The organism is Arthrobacter sp. Cza30 (genome assembly GCF_059090765.1).
The window spans coordinates 38,015-57,934 of sequence record NZ_JBNHGA010000008.1; the positions used below are offsets into that span (position 1 = coordinate 38,015).

Here is a 19,920-nt window from a genome sequence, read left to right on the forward strand (position 1 = left end):
CCCGCCGACCCTTCCCGCGCGCCGTTGAAGGCGCAAGAATGAACGCGGCACGGAACCGCGCCGCATCCACTACGGAAGGCAGACCCATGGCACTGGACCTGAACCCCTACCTGCAGTTCAGCGGCAACGCCGCGGAGGCGATTGAGTTCTACCACTCCGTGTTTGGCGGTGAGGTGAGCAAGATGACTTACGCCGAGGGAATGGGCGACGACAACCCCGAGACCGGCGCGAACATCATGCACTCGTCGGTGTTCGTCGACCGCGGCTTCCTGCTGATGGCCTCGGACGTGCCCCCGGAGATGCAGTCATCGCCCAACGGCTACATCTGCCTCAGCTCCAGCGGCGAAGACCCGGGCGAGGACGCCAAGCTGCGGAACTACTGGGAGGGCCTGAGCGACGGCGCGACCGTCAACCAGCCGCTCGAGCAGGCACCGTGGGGAGACTATTTCGGGCAGCTCACTGACCGCTTCGGCGTGAACTGGATGGTGAACATCACCGCCCCGGAAAACGCCGGCTCGGCGCAGCAGCCGTAACCCGGCAGAACGAGGACCCATGGCCATCACGGAGTTCGACCGCTACCCGCTCACCTTCGGACCCAGCCCGGTCCACCACCTGCCCCGGCTCAGCAAGCATTTGGGCGGCGCGCAGGTCTGGGCCAAGCGGGAGGACGTGAATTCCGGCCTGGCCTATGGCGGCAACAAGACGCGCAAGCTCGAGTACATCGTTCCGGACATCCTCGCGGAGGGTGCGGACACCATCGTGTCCATCGGCGGCTTCCAGTCCAACCACACCCGGCAGGTAGCGGCGGTGGCCGCGACCCTCGGCCTCAAGGCGCTGCTGGTGCAGGAGAACTGGGTGGACTGGCCGGACCCGCTCACTGACCGCGTCGGCAACATCCTGCTCTCCCGGCTGATGGGGGCGGACGTGCGGCTCGATCCGGCCGGCTTCGACATCGGCATCCGCGACTCCTGGCAGAACGCCATCGCCGAGGTCGAGGCGGCTGGCGGCAAGCCCTACGCCATCCCGGCCGGCGCCTCCGAGCACAAGCTCGGCGGGCTGGGATTCGCCAACTGGGCCTACGAGGTGCAGCAGCAGGAAAAGGAACTCGGCGTCTTCTTCGACACCATCGTGGTCTGCACCGTCACCGGCTCCACCCACGCGGGCATGATCGCCGGGTTCGCCGCCCTGCAGGACGCCGGCGGCCGGCCGCGCCGCGTGCTCGGCATCGACGCCTCCGCTACCCTGTCCAAGACCCGCGACCAGGTTGGCCGCATCGCCCGCAACACGGCGCAGCTGATCGGGCTCGAACGGGACCTGCACGACGACGAGATCACGGTGCTGGAGGGCTGGGCCGGCGACCTCTACGGCATCCCGGTCGAATCCACGCTGGAAGCCATGCGGCTGAGCGCCTCGCTCGAAGCTATGATCACGGACCCGGTCTACGAAGGAAAATCCATGGCCGCCCTAATCGACTTGGTCAGCAGCAAGGAGATCCCGGCCGAGAGCACCGTGCTCTACGCACACCTCGGCGGTCAGCCGGCCCTTAACGCCTACAGCGGCCTGTTCCGGAGTTAGAAAACAACGACGGCGGCGCTCGCCCGAGCGCCGCCGTTCAGTTGAGCCCGGGGCCGGCAGCGAATCGTCAGCGGGTCAGTTGGATCACGCTGATGTACAGAATGGTCACGGCAAGCGCAGCGAGCACCTGCCACAACACAACGGTTTTCCGGCCGGCGGGCCGCCGGTGTACCTCGTGCTGGTACTCAACGGCATCGAGGGCCAAGCCGATGAGGATGGCACCGCCAAGGTTCATCCAAAACCCGTTCCCCGCAATATTGAAAAGGGTGATGAACAGAAAAAGAAAGCCAATCCCGAGCAGATCGCGGAAGACTTTGCCGCCGCTGGAAAACTTCCACTCCAAGTAGTTTTTCGGCTTTTGCTGCGTTTCTGGCGCGGTTTGATCGTGGGTTGTCATGCATTTTCCTCCGGGCTTAGTCTGCCGTCATTGTGCCATGGCGGTGGATTAAGTCGAAGTTTGAGCCAGCTTTACGATCCACTCGGGTGTCTCGTGTCCTTGCTTTTTGTCCGTAACTACCCGCAGCTTGGCCGCTTGGACTCTGACGTTGTCCTGCCGGGAATTCTCCGTTGTCATACGGGAGTGCGGCTCGACCCCCACATCCTCAAGAGCCGTGACCTGTTGAGCCAAATTGTCAGTCGAGGCGACCTGAAGAATCCGCGCCTCTTCCTCGCCGGCCAGATGGCTTTCGGCGAGAAGCGCCAACACGCCGAGCCCGACGACTTTCCGGTCCATGCTGGGCGACATTGAGGCTTCCAACGCCCACTCCGCCCGCGCCCACCACTGGGCACGGCGATCTGCCTCGGCCTGAACCCGCATGCTGCGCCAGCCGATGTAGGCGGCTATCAAGGCGGCGACGAGAATCGCCAGCGGACCGAGGGAAGCGAGAACATCCCAGGCATCAGGGGCGTCATTGCGGACCACGACCTCGACCGGATCTGGAGCTTGCAGCGCGATCATGGCTCCAACCTAGGGCATGCATCGGTTGATGTGGTTGAGGACAACAAGCTATTTACGTGCCCGTATCTTTCTCGACGCTGGAGGTGGCGTGGCAGAAAGTCGAAACGACGGCTGCACCTTTTCTCAAAGACTGGGATGATCAGGCCATGAGTAAGTCATCGATGATCATTCCTTCAGATCTTGCACGTGCGGCCCGCGCACTGTCCCAGGTCTCATCCAAAGTGATCGGCAAGGCAGCCGGCCTGGACAAGAAACAGGTGCGCGATTTCGAGAAGGGCAACCAGGCGCTGACTCCGGAGCAGAACTGGCAATTGCGCCGTGCCTTGGAGCAGTTCGGCGTCGTCTTCATCGAGGACGACGATCAGGGCGGCTACGGAGTGCGTCGAAAGTTCAACGCTTCCAAGGTCGCGCGTTTGGAAACCTGGGAAGGCGAAGGCGGATCGGCCCACGGCGACGACATCTAGACCGCTCCTCCCGACGAAGACGAGGTAGATGCTGTTGCGGGTGTCCGGCCGGATGATTCCGCCCGGACACCCGCAACAGGTCCTATGGAGTTAGGTGCAACAACCCGCGGGTTGACTCAGACGCTTGCCTTCACAGCTTCGTCCGTGGAGACGCCGCGACGCTTGTCGAAGACGGTGGCGCCGACTTCCTGCTCGGCCTGGTTGTTGATCGAGAGGTCGATGCCCGGGCGGTCGCGCAGGATCAGCACGGCGACGATGGAGATGATCGTCATGCCGAACAGGTACGCCGAGACGGAGCTGCTGGTCCCGGTGGAATTGATCAGTGCCTGGGCGATGGTCGGGGCGAACGCGCCGCCGAGGATCGCGCCCAGTGCGTAGGCAATGGAGACACCCGAGTAGCGCACGGAGGCCGGGAAGATCTCGCTGTACCAGGCAGCCTGGGGCCCGTAGCCAAGCCCGAGACCGATGGTGAACAGGCCGAGAGCCAGGTAGAGCATGCCCAGCGAGCCGGTGTCGATCAGCCAGAACAGCGGGAATACGGTCACCAACTGGGCGCCGAACCCGAGAAGGTACGTGCGCTTGCGGCCGATCTTGTCGGCCAGGACGCCGGCCAAGGCGGTGAAAATGAACCACATAGCCGAGGCGAACGTGACGGCCAGCAGTACATCGGTTCGTTCCAAGCCCACTGCGTCAGAGGTGGCGTAACTGGGGATGAACCCGCCGGTGGCCATGTAGCCTGCGGCGTTGTTGCCGGCGAAGACCAGCGCGGCCAGGATCACCAGCAGCCAGTTCTTACGGAACAGTTCCACGATGGGGACCTTCTGCTGCTGCTTTTTCTCGGCAATCTCCTTGAACACCGGGGACTCGTCCACCGACCGGCGAACCATGTAGCCGACCCCAATCAAAACGATGCTGAGCAGGAACGGGATGCGCCAGCCCCACTCAAGGAAGGCCTCGCCGGGGGAGATCACGCCGGTCATCAAAGTCATGACGCCCGAAGCGAGCAGCATGCCGAGCGGAACACCCAGCTGGGGGAACGAGCCTGCACGGCCGCGGCGGTCACGCGGGGCGTGCTCCACGGCCATCAGGACGGCTCCGCCCCATTCGCCGCCGGCAGAGATGCCCTGCAGGATGCGCAGCAGGAGCAGCAGCACCGGGGCCAGCACCCCGACGGTCTCGTAGGTCGGCAGCATACCGATCAGCGTGGTGGCGGCACCCATCAAAATCAGAGTGATCACCAGCATCGCCCGGCGGCCGAGCTTGTCGCCGTAGTGTCCGGCCAGGAAGGCCCCCAACGGCCGGAACAGGAAGCTGATGCCGACGGAGGCGAAGGCCAGGAGCAGCCCGATGGATTCACCGGCGGGTTCGAAAAACAGGTGCGCGAAGACCAAGCCAGCGGCGGTGGCGTAGATGAAGAAGTCGTACCACTCGATGGTGGTGCCGATGATGGTGGCAAACGCGACGCGACGCTGATTCGCGGCGGAGGATTGGCCGGATACTGCAGTGCTCATGATTATCCTCTTCGATATTCACAATGATGGGTTGGGCAAAACGGAAAGTGAGTGTTGCTAGAGCGCCGCCGGCTGCAGTTTGGAGTGGGCCTTGAGGTCGAAGGCGGGGTCGGCGGCTTGTTCGGGGGTGAGGGTGGCGCCGGCGGCGAGGAGGCGGCGGGCGGCCATGTGGTCCGCGGGCTGGTTGACGGATTCGACGGCGGCCAGCAGTCCGTTGCGGAAGCAGAACACGGAGAACTTTTCTTCCGCGGGGTTTCCGCGTAGCACGGTCTGGTCGCCGGGGGCTGTCAGGCCGGCGATCTGCAGGCGCAGGTGGCCCTGGTTGGACCAGAACCAGGGCAGGTCGGCGTAGCCTGCGGGCTCGCCGCCGGAGCCGGAGCCGCTGCCTAGGATCGCACGGGCGGCGTGGCGGGCCTGGTCAGTGGCGTTCTGCACCGATTCGAGCCGGGTCCGGGCGCCGGCGTGGGTGTTCGGGAAGGCCGCGCAGTCGCCGAGAGCGTAGATATCCGGGTCGGAGGTGCGCAGGCTGCCTTCCACGACGATGCCGTTCTCGACCTCGAGGCCCGCGGCGGCGGCGAGTTCGGTGCGCGGGGTGACGCCGACCCCGACCAGCATCAGGTCCGCCGGGTAGCGGTGCCCGGTGGTGGACACCGCTGCTGTGACGTGCCCGGCCCCGTCGGCGTCGAAGGAGGCGATGCCCTCGCCCAGGCGCAGCCTCACGCCGAGGCGCCGGTGGGCTTCGGCGAAGAAGCCGCTCATCACCGGGGTCAGGGCACGTGCCATCGGCCGGTCGGCGTATTCCAACACGGTGACGTCCAAGCCGCGGGCGCGGGCGGCGGCGGCGAACTCCAGGCCGATGAAGCCGGCGCCGATGACGACCACGGAGCGCGCCGCGTCGAGGCGGGCGTGTAAGGTCTGGGCGTCAGTGAGGGTGCGCAGACCGTGGATGCCGACGAGATCGCAGCCGGGCACGGTGAGTTCGCGGTTGGCGGCGCCGGTGGCCAGCGCCAGTTTCGAATAAGCCAGGGTGCTGCCGTCGTCGAGGGCGACGGTCCGGGCGGTCCGGTCGATGGAGGTAACGTGCACGCCCAAGCGGGCATCGACGTCGTTGCTGGTGAAGAACTTTTCCGGGCGCAGCGGCAGCGGAACTGGGTCCTTGCCCGCGGTCAAGTAGTCCTTGGACAGCGGCGGGCGCTGGTACGGGTGGTGGTGTTCCTCGCCGAGCAGCGTGATCGCGCCGGCGTAGCCTTCCTTGCGCAGCGAATCCACCAGCTGGATGCCGGCCTGGCCGTTGCCAACAATGACGATGTTCCCGAACGTGCTCATGGCTTGCCCTAGACCTGGTCTTCGGGGACGTCGACCTCGATGGTTTCGAAGTCATCGCCGGCCGTGATCTGGCAGCCGAGGCGGCTGCGGGACTCGTCTCGGGGGCCGGCGGTGCAGTCGAGCATTTCGTCTTCGTCATCGCTGATCTCCGGCAGCCCGACGAGGTATTCGGGCCGGACGTAGACGTGGCAGGTGGCGCACATCGCCTGGCCGCCACATTCGCCGACGATCCCGGACACGCCGTTCGTGACCGCCGCCCGCATCAGTGAAGTGCCGGGGTCGACGTCCAAGACGTCCACGTTGCCATCGGAGTGGTGGAAACTGATTTTTGCCATTGGTTCTTCTGCTTTCTAGTTCCAGGTGACGGGCAGGCTGGTGAGGCCGCGGAAGACCCAGCCGTCCCAGCTTTCCGCCCGGGTGTCGTCGGTGCGCAGGCCCGGGAAGCGTTTGTACACCAGCGGTACGGCGATCTGGCCGATGGAGGTTTTGGCGGCCCAGTGGCCGGCGCACAGGTGGACGCCGCTGCCGAAGGCCAGGTGGGAAGTCTTGGGCCGGAAGATGTTGAACTCGTCGGCCGTGGGGCCAAAGTGCTCAATGTCCCGGTTGGCCGAGCCGACCACGACGCCGAGGCCTGCACCTGCGGGCAGCCGGACTCCGCACAGTGTGGTCTCCCGGGTGGTTTCGCGCGGATACATGCCGATGGGCGAGCGCCACCGGACAGTCTCATCGAACACTGCTGGCCAAAGAGAATCGTCGCTCAGGGCTCTCTCCAGCTGTTCGGGGTGCCGGCTCAGTGCCCAAACAATGTTGGTCACCATGTGCTGCGGCTCGTTCATTCCGCCGGAAATCGTGAGTTTAACGTTGGCGGCCACGTTGTTAAACGGCAGCCCGCTGTTCGCCAGCGCCGAGGTCATCGACGCGTTGGGATGCCGCTGGTAGAACGGGATGAGTTCGTCGAGGATGGCGTCGAGCTCGGCCTGCGATGCATCGCAGCGGTCCCAAATGGCCTGGTCGTCCAGAACGTTTCCGGAACCGGCAATGAAGTCGTGGGACCAGCGGCGCATCTGCTCGACGGCGACGTCCTTGAGGCCCAACAAGTCGATCAGGTTCTGCGAGGCCACGGGTGCCGCGTAGTCACGGTTGAGGTCGGCGTTGTCCGGGCCCTTTTCCTCCAGCACGTCCAGGTAAGTCTGCGCATTGCGTTCAAAGACGGGCGCCCATGCTTCCTTGATGTTCTTGGGGCGCAGCACCGGATTAATCGGGGCGCGGTCGGCGGCGTGCTCCGGGTCATCCTTGCGCAGCATCGGCTGCGCGCCCAGCGCCCGGTTCATTGCGGCGCCGCTGACGTTGGCGCTGAAGATCTCCTGGTCCATCTCGACGGCGTGGCAGCCCTCGTAGTTGGTGACGAGGAACTTCTTGATCGCCGGGACCCAGGCGACCGGGGACTCTTGCCGCAACCGCTCGTAGGTCGGATAAGGGTCGGACATCATCTTCGCCGGGTCAACCCATTCGGCTACCGGGTAGGAAGTGTCCGGGACGGCGCCGGCAACGGAGGTTGTTGCAACGGCAGCCTTTCGGGCATTCGGGGATTCCCGGAGCGCGGAGGCGGGAGTGCTTTCGGAATCTGTTCCATAGCCAAAGGGGCATCGGCCTTCGAGGGCGGTAGACATCTGTCCTCCTGTTTGAACTACGTCTTGTGACTAGTGTCGCCCGTGTCACATCCCCTAGTAAACTGTGGATATTCGCATAACTTCTTCGATTGCTTGGGATTAGATGCCAAAGTTCACCTTGCGGCAGCTTGAACTCTTCGCTGCCCTTCCGGACCATGACACGTTGAGCTCTGCCGCGGCGGCGCTGCACATTTCCGAGTCTGCCCTCTCCCATGCGCTGAGCGAATTGGAGGCGGCAGTAGGGGAGCAGCTGTGTGTCCGCAGGAAAGCCCGAGGTATGCGGTTGACGCAGGCGGGCCAATATCTTGCCGCCAGGGCCCGCACCATCGTGAAGGAAACCGACGGGCTGGTCAGTGAGCTCGCCGGCGTCGGCGGGGAACTGAGGGGACCGGTTGCACTGGGCTGCTACATCGGGCTCGCCAGCAACGTACTGCCATCGGTTATGGAAGGCTTTGGCAAGTTGCACCCTGGCGTGGACATCAGCATCACGGTAGGCGACCACAGGGACCTGTTGCCGAAGCTGGAGACAGGGGCCTTGGATGCGGCCATCGTCTACGAGATCGGAATGCCGGCAAGATTGCAGCGGCAGGAGATCTACAAGACAGAAGTGATGGCCATACTCGCCGAGTCGCACCCGCTGGCTGAGAATCCGGACGTCGATCTTGCGGAGCTCGCTCCTGAACCGCTGATCATGCTTGAATCGCAGCCCAGCACCGGCTACACCCAGCTGATGTTCGACGAACGTGGACTCACTCCCACATATGCGGCGCGCGTGCCGCAGATTGACCTGGTCCGCGCCTTGGTGGGCCGGGGGCTTGGCTACAGCTTGTTGATGTCACGGCCCAACCAGATCCCCGTGACTACAGAGGGGCTGCCTATAGTCTCCAGGCCGTTACGTCCCAGGGCAGGGATCACTTCCGTCGTTGCCGTATGGCCCGACGGCGTCGCCCTCAGCGCGCGCGCACGTGCGGTCATGGACTACGCCACCGAAGTGCTGGAAGGGATCGAAACGGTCTGACCCTCGGGGCTGGAAATAACGACGGCGGTGCCCAGCCCTGCGGGAAGGTGCAGTAGCGCTCTGTCTGCATGGTTCGCATCATCAGGAAGGAGGCCGTGCTTCAATGCCGACACGAACCGCGACAACCTGAGACGGCTCCGCACGGCGGGATGGCCGCGTCATCCCCAGCCAGAGGCGGGGGATAGGGAACGCGTTAACCTCGGGATCAGAACTCGAACTGTCCTGCAGGAACTGGTCGATTTCGATCTGCGGGTCCCGGCGAGGCGTTTGGCCCCAGAAGATGCAACGAACAATGCCGGGTGCGGCTCTTGAGGTAGAGCCGCACCCACGAGGAAAGCGTTCCCTCGTTCTAATTGAACTCAAGGCCGAGTAGCGCGTTCTCGGTGACCTCGGGCAGTGCCGGGTGAATCCAGTACTGCTTGGCCGCGAATTCGCGGATGTCTAGGTCAAAGGCGAGGACGGTGATCATCTGCTGGATCAGGGTGGAGGCTTGCGGGCCCATGTAGTGCGCACCGAGCAGTTTCCCGGTATCGCGATTCGCAATCAGTTTGCAGATTCCAGTGGTGTCTTCCATTGCCCAGCCGTAGGCGACATCCCCGTACTTCTGCACCTTGACCGTCACGTTGTGGCCCTGTTCTCGGGCCTGCTCCTCGGTCAGCCCGACCGTGGCGACCTGCGGGTGCGTGAAGGTGGCAGCCGGAACGTGGTCGTGCGGCATCTTCCGCAGATCGTCTGGGTGGAGCAGGTTGTGCCGCACGGCCCGCATCTCCGCGTTGGCCACGTGCTTGAGCATGTACGGCGAGGAAACATCGCCAAGGGCCCAGACACCCTTGGCGGTGGTCGAACGACCGTACTCGTCGACGCGGACACGTCCGTCGTCGGTCATTTCGATCCCGGCAGAGGCCAGGTCCAATTGGTCACCGTTGGGTACGCGGCCGGTGGCCACCAGCAGTACCTCTGCGGTGACGGAGGTGCCGTCGTCGAGCCTGACGGTCACTCCCTCGGTGGTTTCCTCGGCGCCAACGGCGGATCGGCCGGACAGGAGCTCGTACCGCTGGGCGGCGATGGCGTTGAACTGATCGCCCAGCTCGGTGTCCAGGCTACGCAGCAGCGAAGAGCGAGAGATGATCGTTACCTCGGTGCCGAGGGCATCGAAGACGTGGGCGAATTCCATGGCGATGTAGCCTCCACCAATGATCACCATGGACTTTGGCTGCTCGGGCAGGCGCATGATGTCCTCGTTGGTGTAGTACCGCACTCCGGAGGCGGCGATGGAGTTGGGAATGAAGGGGCGGGAGCCAGCGGCGATGACGATCTGGTCGCCGGAGATGATCTTCTGCTGCTGGCCTTGGCCGGTGCGCAGCGTGCGTTCGCCGACGAAAACAGCATGCTGGTCGTAGACGTCGATGTTGGGAGTCTGCGGACCGCGGCGGTACTCTTCACCCCCGCTGGCGATCGGGTCGATGCGGTTTTCGAAGATGCGGGTGACCATCCCAGACCAGTCCACGGAGTTGACCTGGGCATTCACGCCCAGCCGCCCGGCCTGGGCGGTCTCCAACGCGGCGTCGGCTGCATAGACGTACATCTTCGTGGGGATGCAGCCGACATTGAGGCAGGTGCCGCCGAAGGTTCCCTTCTCGATGATCGCGATCGATTTGTCCTCGAACTCCGGCCCGGGGATGGAGTTTCCGGATCCGGTGCCGATGATGATCAGGTCGTAGTGCGCATCGACGGCGATATCGCTGGCAGGGGTTTCCATGGCAAGTCCTCACTAGGGGTTCGTTTTGGGGTGCGCGGGAACGCGGAAAGGGGCAGGCCGGGCAGCGGGAGGCAGCCGGCGGGAGAAGCGGGTCGGGTTATTTGGTGGTGGCGATCTTCCACAGCAGGGTGCGCAGTTGCCGGACGTCGTCCTTGCCGAAGCCGGCAAGGGTCTGCTCGACTACTCGGTCGCGTGCGGCAAGGGCTCGTTTCAGCACAGCCTGGCCTTCGTCGGTGGTGCGTGGAATGCGGATGCGACGATTCGTAGGATCGGCGTCCCGCACCACGTAGCCCTGCTTTTCGAGCCGGTCGATAATCGACATCAGCGTGGACTTGTCGAGACCGAGCGTGGTGGCGATCTCGATCTGAGTGCGCGGAGTGCCATCTCCGGCCACCGCAAGCACCAACGTGTCACGCATGTCGTGCAAGCCGTTGTCCCGGCAAGCTGCGTCGAAGTTCTCGGTCAGAACTCCGACCGCACGATGCATCAGCCAAGTCAGGTCGCTGGTGAAAGGGCTGTCCACCGTCGCACACGGCTTGAATGAAGGCGTGTCGAGATCAACGTTGGGTATCACGCTCCCATGGTATCGACGGAAACCAGATAGTCCAATTACGGATGATCTAGCCTCAGACGATCTAGGTCGAGAAGGTGCGGGTCCCAAGGTCAAGGTCTATCTGCAGGCGTTCTCCTCCCGACGCGATGACGAAGGATCTGAAGAGGCATCCCGCGCGATACAGGTTTACTGCGCGGGGAGCGAGTAGTGGTCGGCTATCAACTGGACGCTGCGCGCTTGGGCCCGACCTGAGTGTCCGGTCAGCACGAGCATTACTTCGTCGACCCCGGTCTGGTCATGCAGGCGTTCCAGGGCTGCGGCCACCTCGGGTGCGGTGCCGTTGAGGAAGCGCCGGGTGTAGGTGTCGAGGATTTGCTGCTCCTGGAAGGTGGGGGAGTAGGCCTCGACCTCCTCAGGCGGAAGCAGGCTGTAAGTCTTTCGCTGGAACATCCGCAGCATGGCCATTGCGGCTACAGCAGCCTGACGTCGGGCTTCCTGAGGATCGTCGTCTGCAACCACGCCCACGCTCAGGAGGGTATAAGGCTCGTCGAGCACATCGGATGGCTGGAAACTCTCCCGGTACAGCTTCATTGCGCTGACAGCGTCAGCATCCCCGAACTGCAACGCGAAGGCGTAGGGCAGACCGAGCTGGCCCGCGAGGCGTGCCGAGTAAGGGGATGAGCCGAGAATCCAAGCCTCCGGTGTCGTTTCGGGGCGCGGGACACGGTTCTGCTCCGCCTGCCACGGCCCGGGCACTGCATGGACATTCCCGTAGATATGGCCGTCAGGAAAGTTGTCGTTGAGGAACCCGAGCAGCTCCAGCACTTGCTGGGGGAACGCATCGTTGGCGTCATGATGGCGACGTAATGCTGCAGCTGTCGCCAGGTCGGTGCCGGGCGCGCGACCCAGCCCGAGGTCGATTCGCCCGGGCGCGAGCGCGTCCAGCATGCCAAACTGTTCCGCGATGACCAGCGGAGCGTGGTTCGGCAACATCACCCCGCCGGCACCGAGCCGGATCCGGTGCGTTGCCGCGGTCAGACGCGCGAGCATGATCTGCGGCGAAGAAGCCGCAGCACCGGGCATGGCGTGATGTTCAGACATCCAGAACCGGTGATACCCCCGCCGTTCGGCCAGCTGAGCCAGTTCGATGATGTCGCCGAACGCTTCCTGGGCAGTCTGTCCGACGCTGGTCTGGGCGTTGTTGAGAATTGAAAGGACAAACGGGGCGGTGCCCGAAGGGCGTGGGGGAATCATGAAGCTCCTTGATCATTACCGGAATAAGCGGCTGTCCGGCGGTTGTTACGTGCCGCTCTGCAGGGCCACCGGAAGGTGCCCGTGCAGCGAGGAGCTGCCCGGCCCTGCGGGCCAGACAGCTCCTGTGCCAGGGCATTGCAGCGCCGATTGGCCCTTAACGCCGTGGCAGCAACGGTTTACGCAGTGGCTGAAGATGCAGCGCCTTCAAACGCCGCCCGTCCCTGGATTGCTGAAGAGCCAAGATCGCTCTTCGGCAGCGCCTCGCCGGCCTGGACCGCGCTGATCCAGGCCTCGGTGTTGGCCACTGCGGCGAAGTTGCAGTGCAGCAAAACGAGCAAAGTCTCATGCAACTGTTCGGCGGACACCGTGCCCGCTTCGTTGGCGAGGTGGATGGCGCCGGAGGCGTCGGAGAGGATCTCGACGGCGAGGCCAAGCCCCTCGGCCGCGGCGGCGGTCCCGATGTCGCAGTTGTTCGTCATGTAGCCGACGATCGTGATGGTGTCGACCTGCTGGCCGGCCAGCCACTGGGCAACGTCCGTGCCCGCGAAGACGCTGGCCTTGTCCTTGGCCGCCCGCTTCCAGGACGGGGTGGCACGCTTCTCGATCTCGGGGTGCAGGGACCAGCTGGCAGAACCGACCGCAAAGACGGGTGCGCCTTCCGGAAGCTCGTGCTGGACCACCACGACGGGAATGCCCTGCTGTTCGGCGGCGTCGAGGGTGCGCAGAATGTTGGCCAGCGACTCCTCACGCGGCGGGTGCTGGATCTGCAGGATCCCGTCGAAATACTCCTGCTGTACATCCACGACGATCAACGCTCGGCGGGGTGCGGTCATGTGTCTCTCCTCTATCAGGCGAACGGCTGGCGACTACGAGTTTGTCAGCCGCGATCGCGATAGAGTGAGTGGCGCAAAAGACGACTATGGATGGATTCGGGCCAACATGAAAATCGCCGTGCACGCCTTCGACGGCATCACGATGTTCCACCTCGCATCCTTGCTGATGGTCTTCGGCGAAGTCTCCCGCCTAAATTTGGCGGCGGGGTGGGAGACGACGGTATGGACCCGAGACGGCCGCGGCGTCCGGACTGCTGAAGGGCTGTCGCTCCAAGACGTGGCCGGTCCCGAGGCTGTAGCCGGCGCCGACCTCTTGGTGTTCCCGGCCTGGCCCGCTGAACTGCCCCCGGCGGATGAATTCCTCACCGATCTGATCAGAACTGCCCACGCGGGCGGGACGCCTGTGGCTGGTCTCTGTCTTGGCGCTTTTCCCGTTGCCGATAGCGGAGTGCTGGACGGCCGCACGGCCGTTACCCACTGGGCATCTGCACCCCATCTTGCCCTCCGGCGGCCGGCCGTGACGGTCAAGGACTCTGCTCTCTACCTTGACCACGGGGACGTGCTCACTTCAGCAGGTACCGCGTCGGCAATCGATGCCTGTCTGTACATCGTCCGCAAGCATCTCGGTTCGTCCGCGGCCGCCAAGGTCGCGCGTCACCTCGTCGTTGCGCCCCACCGCGAGGGCGACCAGGCGCAGTACGTTGACCGGCCGGTTCCCGACCCCGGGGGCGTCGGCCACATAGGAGCCACCCTGGACTGGGCACTCAACCACCTCGGCCAACCGCTGACTGTGGATGACCTGGCCACTCATGCAGGCATGAGCAGGCGCAACTTCACCCGCAGATTCTCCGAAGCCACCGGCACCACACCGGCCCGCTGGATTCTCTCGCGGCGGCTCGACGAAGCCCGCCGCCTGCTGGAGACCACCACTTGGCCAATCGCCCGCATTGCCCGCACCTGCGGTTTCGGCAGCGCCGTCGGCTTCCGGCAAAACTTCGTCAGCGCCTATGCCACCACCCCCACGTCCTACCGACAGCGCTTCACCGACGAAATGTCGTGACGAACCGCCGGTCAGGGCGCTCGGTCAGTGCATGCTTCGGTCCCCGTTGCGGTGTCCGACCGGCGGCAGACCTGGAATCGGGCGCCGGCGTCCGTGGAACACCCGCCATCCTTGTGCGGAACGGTGGGGTCCGCAAGGATGCAGGTCATCCCGTGCTGCGAAGGAGGAGTCGACGCGATGACGAAGTATCTGATCTCGTTTCCGAGTGCCGCCATGGCCGTCCCAAAGGAGGAGCTGCCGGCCGTTTCCGATGCATCGCATGCGGTGGTTCAGGAGGCGAAGGACGCCGGCGTCTGGGTGTTCGGCGGCGGCATCGATGAGAGCATCCCTCCCGTCATGGTCGACGGCGAAGGGGCCGTGAGCGAGGGCACCTACCCGCAAACGTCGCAGCTCGAAGGCGGCTACTCGGTGCTGGAACTGCCCTCGTACGATGCGGCATTGGCGTGGGCCGCGAAGATTGCGACCGCATGCCGTTGTGCCCAGGAGGTGCGGGCCTTCCACTACGATCCGGCCAGCTAAGACTCGGATGGGTGGTCCTTCTCGCTCGGTTCGTGATCAACCGCGACCTAGGGGCGATCAACTCAGAACATGCAAAACGCCGGGTGCGGCTCCGTCCGTAGAGCCGCACCCGGCGTTTCGTGTGGCTGTGCTTCCGCAGGACCGCCGGCCCGCCCGACCATCGGGCTGCTTGTGGCGAAAGATGCGTGGACCTGATGGCCCTGCGGAAAGTTTTGGTGCCGGCGGCGGACCGGGGGCTGGCTATTGACCCCGGCCCGCCGCCGGACAGATCAGGCCGCGGCGGGTTCCCTGACCGACGACGGCTTCTCCAGCAGGTAGTTCTGGTAGGCCGGGATCGTCAGGAAGGCCGGGAACTCTTCGCCGAGCGCCACCTCTTCGAAGATCTCGCGGGCGTCGTCGAACCGGTCGCCGTCGAACCGCGGCAGGGCGGCGAACTCTTCCTCCAGCAGTTCGCGGACCCATTCGCGGGTGATGATCTCGCCGTCGTCGGTCACGGCGTGGGCGTGGATCCACTGCCAGATCTGCGAGCGGGAGATCTCCGCCGTCGCCGCGTCCTCCATCAGGTTGTGGATGGCCACCGCGCCGTTGCCGCGCAGCCAGGACTCGATGTACTGGATGCCGACTTCCAGGTTGGTGCGGATGCCCTTCTCGGTGATGGAGCCTTCGGTGCCGGCGACGTTCAGCAGGGCGGCGTCGTCGGGGGTGACGTCCTCGCGCTGGCGGTCCAGCTGGTTCGGCCGGTCACCCAGCACGCCGTCGAACACCTCGCGGCAGACCGGCACCAGGTCCGGGTGCGCCACCCACGAGCCGTCGAACCCGTCGGAGGCCTCGCGGGTCTTGTCCGCGTGCACCTTCTCCATGGCGATGGCGTTGGCCTCCGGGTCGCGGCGGCTGGGGATGAACGCGGCCATCCCGCCGATCGCCATGGCCCCGCGGCGGTGGCAGGCGCGGACCAGCTGCTCGGTGTAGGAGCGCATGAACGGCGCCGTCATGGTCACCTGGGTGCGGTCCGGCAGCACGAACCGCGGCCCGCGTGCGCGGAAGTTCTTGATCACCGAGAAGATGTAGTCCCAGCGGCCGGCGTTCAGCCCGGAGGCGTGGTCGCGCAGCTCGTACAGGATCTCCTCCATCTCGAACGCGGCCGTGATGGTCTCGATCAGCACGGTGGCGCGAATGGTGCCCTGCGGGATGCCCAGCAGGTCCTGCGCCAGGATGAACACGTCGTTCCACAGCCGGGCTTCCAGGTGCGACTCGATCTTCGGCAGGTAGAAGTACGGTCCGCGGCCCTGGGCGATCAGCCGCTGGGCGTTGTGGAAGAAGTACAGCCCGAAGTCCACAATGCCGCCGGCCACCGGTTCGCCGCCGATCAGCATGTGCTTCTCCGGCAGGTGCCAGCCGCGCGGCCGGACCACGATGGTGGGCAGGTCGGTCAGTGTCTGGCCAACCAGCTTGTATTCCTTGCCGTTGTCGGAGACGAAGTCGATCCGCCGCTCCAGCACGTCGGTCAGGTTCAGCTGCCCGTTGACCACGTTGGACCAGCTGGGCGTGGAGGAGTCCTCCATGTCCGCCAGCCACACCTTCGCGCCGGAGTTCAGCGCGTTGATGGTCATCTTCTTCTCCACCGGCCCGGTGATCTCCACACGGCGGTCCTCCAGCCCGGGCGCCGGGGGAGCGACCTTCCAGGAGGAATCCTCGCGGATGTGCCGGGTGCCGGGCAGGAACTTCGGGTCGTGCCCGCGGCCGATCGACCGGCGCCGGTTCTCCCGCTGGACCAGCAGCTCCCGCCGCCGGGCCGCGGTGGCCTGGTGCAGCCGGGCCACGAACTCCAGCGCCTGCGGTGTCAGCACTTCCTCCTGCCGGCGCACCGGCGGGGCCGTCAACGTAATCCCGTTCAAGGTAATCGGATCGTTCATCGCTCATTCACTCCTCAAGAAAACTTTTGTAAGTACGACGGCGGCGCCCGGCCTGGGTGCCAAAGGTGACCTTCGGATGAGGTGCGGAGCCGGGACCCGGAAAGCGGCTAATAGCTTCCGTAAGGCCGCCCGCGGCCGTCGGAAGGTCGTGCCGCGGCGGGTCCCGGCGCAGCGCCGGTGGTGAGCCCCGTCGTCGTTAGTGGAACTGGCCCTCTTCGGTGGAGCCGACCAGTGCCAGGGTGCTGCCGTTGGGGTTGAGGGCAGTGGAGATGGTGTCGAAGTAGCCGGTGCCCACTTCGCGCTGGTGCTTGGTTGCGGTGTAGCCGCGGTCTTCGGCGCCGAATTCGCGCTCCTGCAGGTCCACGTAGGCGCTCATGCCGTTGCGGGCGTAGCCGTGGGCCAGGTCGAACATCGAGTAGTTCAGGGCGTGGAAGCCGGCCAGGGTGATGAACTGGAAGGTGAAGCCCATTGCGCCGAGCTCGCGCTGGAACTTGGCGATCGTCGCGTCGTCCAGGTGCTTCTTCCAGTTGAAGGACGGCGAGCAGTTGTAGGAGAGCATCTGGTCCGGGAACTCGGCCTTGACCGCCTCGGCGAACTGGCGGGCCAGCTCCAGGTCCGGGGTGCCGGTCTCCATCCAGATCAGGTCCGAGTACGGGGCGTAGGCCTTGGCCCGGGCGATGCACGGCTCGATCCCGTTGCGGACCTTGTAGAAGCCCTCGGGGGTGCGCTCGCCGGTGATGAACTCGGCGTCGCGCTCGTCCACGTCGGAGGTGAGCAGCGTGGCGGCCTCGGCGTCGGTCCGGGCGATGATCACGGAAGGGGTGCCGGCGACGTCGGCGGCCAGACGGGCCGCGTTCAGGGTGCGGATGTGCTGGCCGGTGGGGATCAGCACCTTGCCGCCGAGGTGGCCGCACTTCTTCTCCGAGGCCAGCTGGTCCTCCCAGTGCACGCCGGAGGCGCCGGCGGCGATCATGGACTTCATCAGCTCGTAGGCGTTCAGCGGCCCGCCGAAGCCGGCCTCGGCGTCGGCCACGATCGGCACCAACCAGTCCTCAACGGTCTGGATGCCCTCGGAGAATTCGATCTGGTCGGCCCGCATCAGCGCGTTGTTGATCCGGCGGACCACCTGCGGCACCGAGTTCGCCGGGTACAGCGACTGGTCCGGGTAGGTGTGGCCGGAGAGGTTGGCGTCGGCGGCCACCTGCCAGCCGGAGAGGTAGATGGCGCGCAGCCCGGCCTTGACCTGCTGCACCGCCTGGTTGCCGGTCAGCGCGCCGAGCGCGTTGGTGTAGCGGCCCTCGGCGGCTTCCTCGGTAAGCTGCTTCCACAGCTTCTGCGCGCCGCGCTTGGCCAGCGTGTGCTCTTCCTGGACCCGGCCGCGGAGGCGGACGACATCCGCTGCGGTGTAGTCACGAGTGATGCCCTCCCAGCGGGAATCGGCGGCCCACTCGAGCTCCAGTGCCTTGGCCGCTTCCTCAGCGTTCAACGGGGCCGGCTCAAATGATGCAGTCATTGCTGTCTCCTGTTCGGTGTTGGGTCCGGCAGGTTCCGATCCTCGGTGATCGGTCCGGGCCAAATCCTTCGTGAAACCGACTATTCCGCACTCTGCAACACGCAAACCAGAGAAAATGCTGGAAAGATTTGCACTTCTTCTCGTATTCTCAAGAAATGACAACCACCAGCTGGAATCGTCCCGCCAAGCACGACGGCGGTGCCTCCGCCGAGCCCGAAATCGACGTCATCAGCCTGGGCCGGCGGGTGCGGCACCTGCGCAAGGCCCAGGGCATGACCCTGGACGATCTCGGTGCCGCCGTTGGCGCCGCGCCGTCACAGCTGTCGCTGATCGAAAACGGCAAGCGCGAACCGAAGCTCGGCATGCTGCAGGCGCTTGGAAAGGCGCTGGGCGTGGGGATCGACCAGCTGCTGGGGGCGGAGCCGCCCAGCCGCCGGGCAGCCTTGGAGATCGAGCTGGAACGCTACCAGCGCGGGCCACTGTACGAATCACTCGGCCTGCCGAAGGTCCGCGTCAGCTCGCGGCTTCCCTTGGACGTGCTGGAGTCACTGGTGGGGTTGCAGCACGAGCTGGAACGCCGGCTGGACGAGCAGGCCGCCACACCCGAAGAGGCCCGCCGGGCCAACACCGAACTGCGGGCGGAAATGCGCTCGCGCAACAACCACTACGGGGACATCGAGGCCCAGGCTCAGGAGCTGCTCAAGGCGGTCGGGTTCAAGGGCGGGCCGCTCTCCCATCACGTGGCCGCGGACATCGCCGAGCACCTCGGTTTCAGCCTGCAGTACGTCAGCGACCTGCCGCATTCCACCCGGTCGGTGACGGATTTGAAGAACAACAGAATTTACCTGACCCAGGGCCACCGGTCCGAACACGATCCCCGGTCCGTCCTGTTGCAGGCCGTCGGTCACTACGTCCTGGGCCACCAGGCGCCCACCGACTATGCGGACTTCCTCCGCCAGCGCGTCTACACCAACTACTTCGCCGCCGCCCTGCTGATGCCCGAGCATGCCACCGTGGACTTTCTGCAGAAAGCCAAAACCTCCAAGGAGTTGGCCATCGAGGACTTGCGCGACGCCTTCAGCGTCTCCTACGAGACGGCCGCCCACCGCTTCACCAACCTGGCCACTCATCACCTGGGCATCACCTGCCACTTCCAGAAGGTGCACGTCTCCGGCATCATCCATAAAGCCTACGAGAACGACGGCGTGAACTTTCCGGCCGACCACACCGGCGCCATCGAAGGCCAGCCTGTGTGCCGCAACTGGACCTCACGGGCAGTGTTCGACGTGCCGGACAAGTTCCGCGCCTTCAACCAGTACACGGACACCAAGGCCGGCACCTTCTGGTGCACGGCCATCACCGAGCGGCACTCGTCGGGTGAGTACTCGCTCAGCATCGGTATTCCCTACAAGGAAGTGAAGTGGTTCCGCGGCCGCGACACCCCCGAACGCTCCGTCTCCAACTGCCCCGACGAATCCTGCTGCCGCCGCCCACCCGCCGACCTCGCCGCCCAATGGGCCGGCCACGCCTGGCCCAGCGCCCGCGCCAACTCCCACCTCCTAGCGGCCCTGCCCCCCGGCGCTTTCCCGGGGGTGGATGAGACAGAAGTGTATTCATTCCTAAAGGCGCACGCGGGCAGTTAGTTAGTTTGAGGAGGAAACCTGCCGCGGTCTCCTTGGCATCGGCGAAAATTCCCTAGCTTCTCTGCAAGCTCGCTGTCACAAACCTAACGAGTTTATTGTTAAGGCTTTTCGGATCCCCCAGGAAGCCCCGCGAAAAAAATGGCGTTTAATTCACGGTCGACAGATACGGCCGGCTAAGTTCAAAGAACGATGCTCTGAGCGCGGCATGAGCCGGGTCCAGAAGGGACGCAGTTTTCTCAAGAGGAGCGACACGGAGCGTTACGTTCGTTGGTGGACTTCGTTCGGCAACAGTCGAAGCCCAGACTCTCTAGGTGTGCAACGAGGGGGTTTCGGCATTATGACCTGATATGG

19 protein-coding genes are annotated in these 19,920 nt (G+C 64.9%); 7 read left to right on the plus strand and 12 right to left on the minus strand.

Annotated features, from left to right (window positions below):
- Positions 1-86: 86 nt before the first annotated feature.
- Entirely contained in the window at positions 87-533 is a 447-nt protein-coding gene (locus AC5RVZ_RS24990) for a VOC family protein (protein ID WP_494068327.1), read from the plus strand.
- A gap of 19 nt (positions 534-552) precedes the next feature.
- Complete coding sequence (locus AC5RVZ_RS24995; RefSeq protein WP_494068328.1) at positions 553-1,575, plus strand: 1-aminocyclopropane-1-carboxylate deaminase; 1,023 nt, start codon at positions 553-555, stop codon at positions 1,573-1,575.
- A gap of 67 nt (positions 1,576-1,642) precedes the next feature.
- Here the strand turns inward: AC5RVZ_RS24995 and AC5RVZ_RS25000 are convergent, their stop codons facing one another.
- Both AC5RVZ_RS25000 and AC5RVZ_RS25005 read right to left on the minus strand, forming a co-directional pair.
- The gene (locus AC5RVZ_RS25000; RefSeq protein WP_494068329.1) at positions 1,643-1,972 is read right to left on the minus strand and encodes a hypothetical protein; all 330 of its coding nucleotides are present in this window, start codon (positions 1,970-1,972) and stop codon (positions 1,643-1,645) included.
- A gap of 48 nt (positions 1,973-2,020) precedes the next feature.
- On the minus strand, positions 2,021-2,533 hold the full coding sequence (locus tag AC5RVZ_RS25005; protein ID WP_494068330.1) for a hypothetical protein: 513 nt from the start codon (positions 2,531-2,533) through the stop codon (positions 2,021-2,023).
- A gap of 56 nt (positions 2,534-2,589) precedes the next feature.
- Here AC5RVZ_RS25005 and AC5RVZ_RS25010 point away from each other — a divergent pair, with 56 nt between their 5' ends.
- Complete coding sequence (locus tag AC5RVZ_RS25010) at positions 2,590-2,997, plus strand: XRE family transcriptional regulator (protein ID WP_494068331.1); 408 nt, start codon at positions 2,590-2,592, stop codon at positions 2,995-2,997.
- A gap of 116 nt (positions 2,998-3,113) precedes the next feature.
- On the opposite strand, the gene AC5RVZ_RS25015 is transcribed toward AC5RVZ_RS25010, so the two are convergent.
- The 4 genes from AC5RVZ_RS25015 to AC5RVZ_RS25030 are packed head-to-tail and all read right to left on the minus strand — an operon-like array spanning position 3,114 to position 7,207.
- The gene (locus AC5RVZ_RS25015; protein WP_494068332.1) at positions 3,114-4,508 is read right to left on the minus strand and encodes an MFS transporter; all 1,395 of its coding nucleotides are present in this window, start codon (positions 4,506-4,508) and stop codon (positions 3,114-3,116) included.
- Between the two features lie 57 nt (positions 4,509-4,565).
- Positions 4,566-5,834: an NAD(P)/FAD-dependent oxidoreductase gene (locus AC5RVZ_RS25020; RefSeq protein ID WP_494068333.1), complete on the minus strand. Its 1,269-nt coding sequence runs from the start codon at positions 5,832-5,834 to the stop codon at positions 4,566-4,568.
- Between the two features lie 8 nt (positions 5,835-5,842).
- Positions 5,843-6,169 (minus strand): 2Fe-2S iron-sulfur cluster-binding protein, encoded by a 327-nt coding sequence (locus AC5RVZ_RS25025; RefSeq protein ID WP_494068334.1) that lies wholly within the window; start codon positions 6,167-6,169, stop codon positions 5,843-5,845.
- A gap of 15 nt (positions 6,170-6,184) precedes the next feature.
- Positions 6,185-7,207: a cytochrome P450 gene (locus tag AC5RVZ_RS25030; RefSeq protein WP_494068335.1), complete on the minus strand. Its 1,023-nt coding sequence runs from the start codon at positions 7,205-7,207 to the stop codon at positions 6,185-6,187.
- A 400-nt stretch (positions 7,208-7,607) separates the two neighbouring features.
- Here AC5RVZ_RS25030 and AC5RVZ_RS25035 point away from each other — a divergent pair, with 400 nt between their 5' ends.
- Positions 7,608-8,522, plus strand: coding sequence for a LysR substrate-binding domain-containing protein (locus AC5RVZ_RS25035; protein ID WP_494068336.1), 915 nt, complete (start codon positions 7,608-7,610; stop codon positions 8,520-8,522).
- A gap of 349 nt (positions 8,523-8,871) precedes the next feature.
- Here the strand turns inward: AC5RVZ_RS25035 and mtr are convergent, their stop codons facing one another.
- The 4 genes from mtr to AC5RVZ_RS25055 all read right to left on the minus strand — a co-directional run bounded on the left by mtr (position 8,872) and on the right by AC5RVZ_RS25055 (position 12,921).
- Positions 8,872-10,281 carry a mycothione reductase gene (mtr, locus tag AC5RVZ_RS25040; RefSeq protein WP_494068337.1) on the minus strand — a complete coding sequence of 470 codons (1,410 nt, stop codon included), beginning with the start codon at positions 10,279-10,281 and terminating at the stop codon, positions 8,872-8,874.
- Positions 10,282-10,378: 97 nt separating this feature from the next.
- Entirely contained in the window at positions 10,379-10,855 is a 477-nt protein-coding gene (locus tag AC5RVZ_RS25045; RefSeq protein ID WP_494068338.1) for a MarR family winged helix-turn-helix transcriptional regulator, read from the minus strand.
- Positions 10,856-11,020: 165 nt separating this feature from the next.
- A complete protein-coding gene (locus AC5RVZ_RS25050; protein WP_494068339.1) occupies positions 11,021-12,088 on the minus strand; it encodes an LLM class flavin-dependent oxidoreductase in 1,068 nt (355 codons plus the stop codon).
- A gap of 176 nt (positions 12,089-12,264) precedes the next feature.
- Positions 12,265-12,921 (minus strand): isochorismatase family protein, encoded by a 657-nt coding sequence (locus AC5RVZ_RS25055; protein WP_494068340.1) that lies wholly within the window; start codon positions 12,919-12,921, stop codon positions 12,265-12,267.
- A 106-nt stretch (positions 12,922-13,027) separates the two neighbouring features.
- Here AC5RVZ_RS25055 and AC5RVZ_RS25060 point away from each other — a divergent pair, with 106 nt between their 5' ends.
- Both AC5RVZ_RS25060 and AC5RVZ_RS25065 read left to right on the plus strand, forming a co-directional pair.
- On the plus strand, positions 13,028-13,981 hold the full coding sequence (locus AC5RVZ_RS25060; protein WP_494068341.1) for a GlxA family transcriptional regulator: 954 nt from the start codon (positions 13,028-13,030) through the stop codon (positions 13,979-13,981).
- Between the two features lie 177 nt (positions 13,982-14,158).
- The gene (locus AC5RVZ_RS25065) at positions 14,159-14,500 is read left to right on the plus strand and encodes a YciI family protein (protein ID WP_494068342.1); all 342 of its coding nucleotides are present in this window, start codon (positions 14,159-14,161) and stop codon (positions 14,498-14,500) included.
- A gap of 269 nt (positions 14,501-14,769) precedes the next feature.
- Here AC5RVZ_RS25065 and aceB read toward each other — a convergent pair whose 3' ends face one another.
- Positions 14,770-16,413 carry a malate synthase A gene (gene aceB / locus AC5RVZ_RS25070; RefSeq protein ID WP_494068343.1) on the minus strand — a complete coding sequence of 548 codons (1,644 nt, stop codon included), beginning with the start codon at positions 16,411-16,413 and terminating at the stop codon, positions 14,770-14,772.
- Between the two features lie 196 nt (positions 16,414-16,609).
- Complete coding sequence (aceA, locus tag AC5RVZ_RS25075) at positions 16,610-17,926, minus strand: isocitrate lyase (RefSeq protein ID WP_494068344.1); 1,317 nt, start codon at positions 17,924-17,926, stop codon at positions 16,610-16,612.
- Between the two features lie 128 nt (positions 17,927-18,054).
- On the opposite strand from aceA, the gene AC5RVZ_RS25080 reads away from it, so the two are divergent.
- Positions 18,055-19,569 (plus strand): helix-turn-helix domain-containing protein, encoded by a 1,515-nt coding sequence (locus tag AC5RVZ_RS25080; RefSeq protein ID WP_494068345.1) that lies wholly within the window; start codon positions 18,055-18,057, stop codon positions 19,567-19,569.
- Positions 19,570-19,920 lie beyond the last annotated feature (351 nt).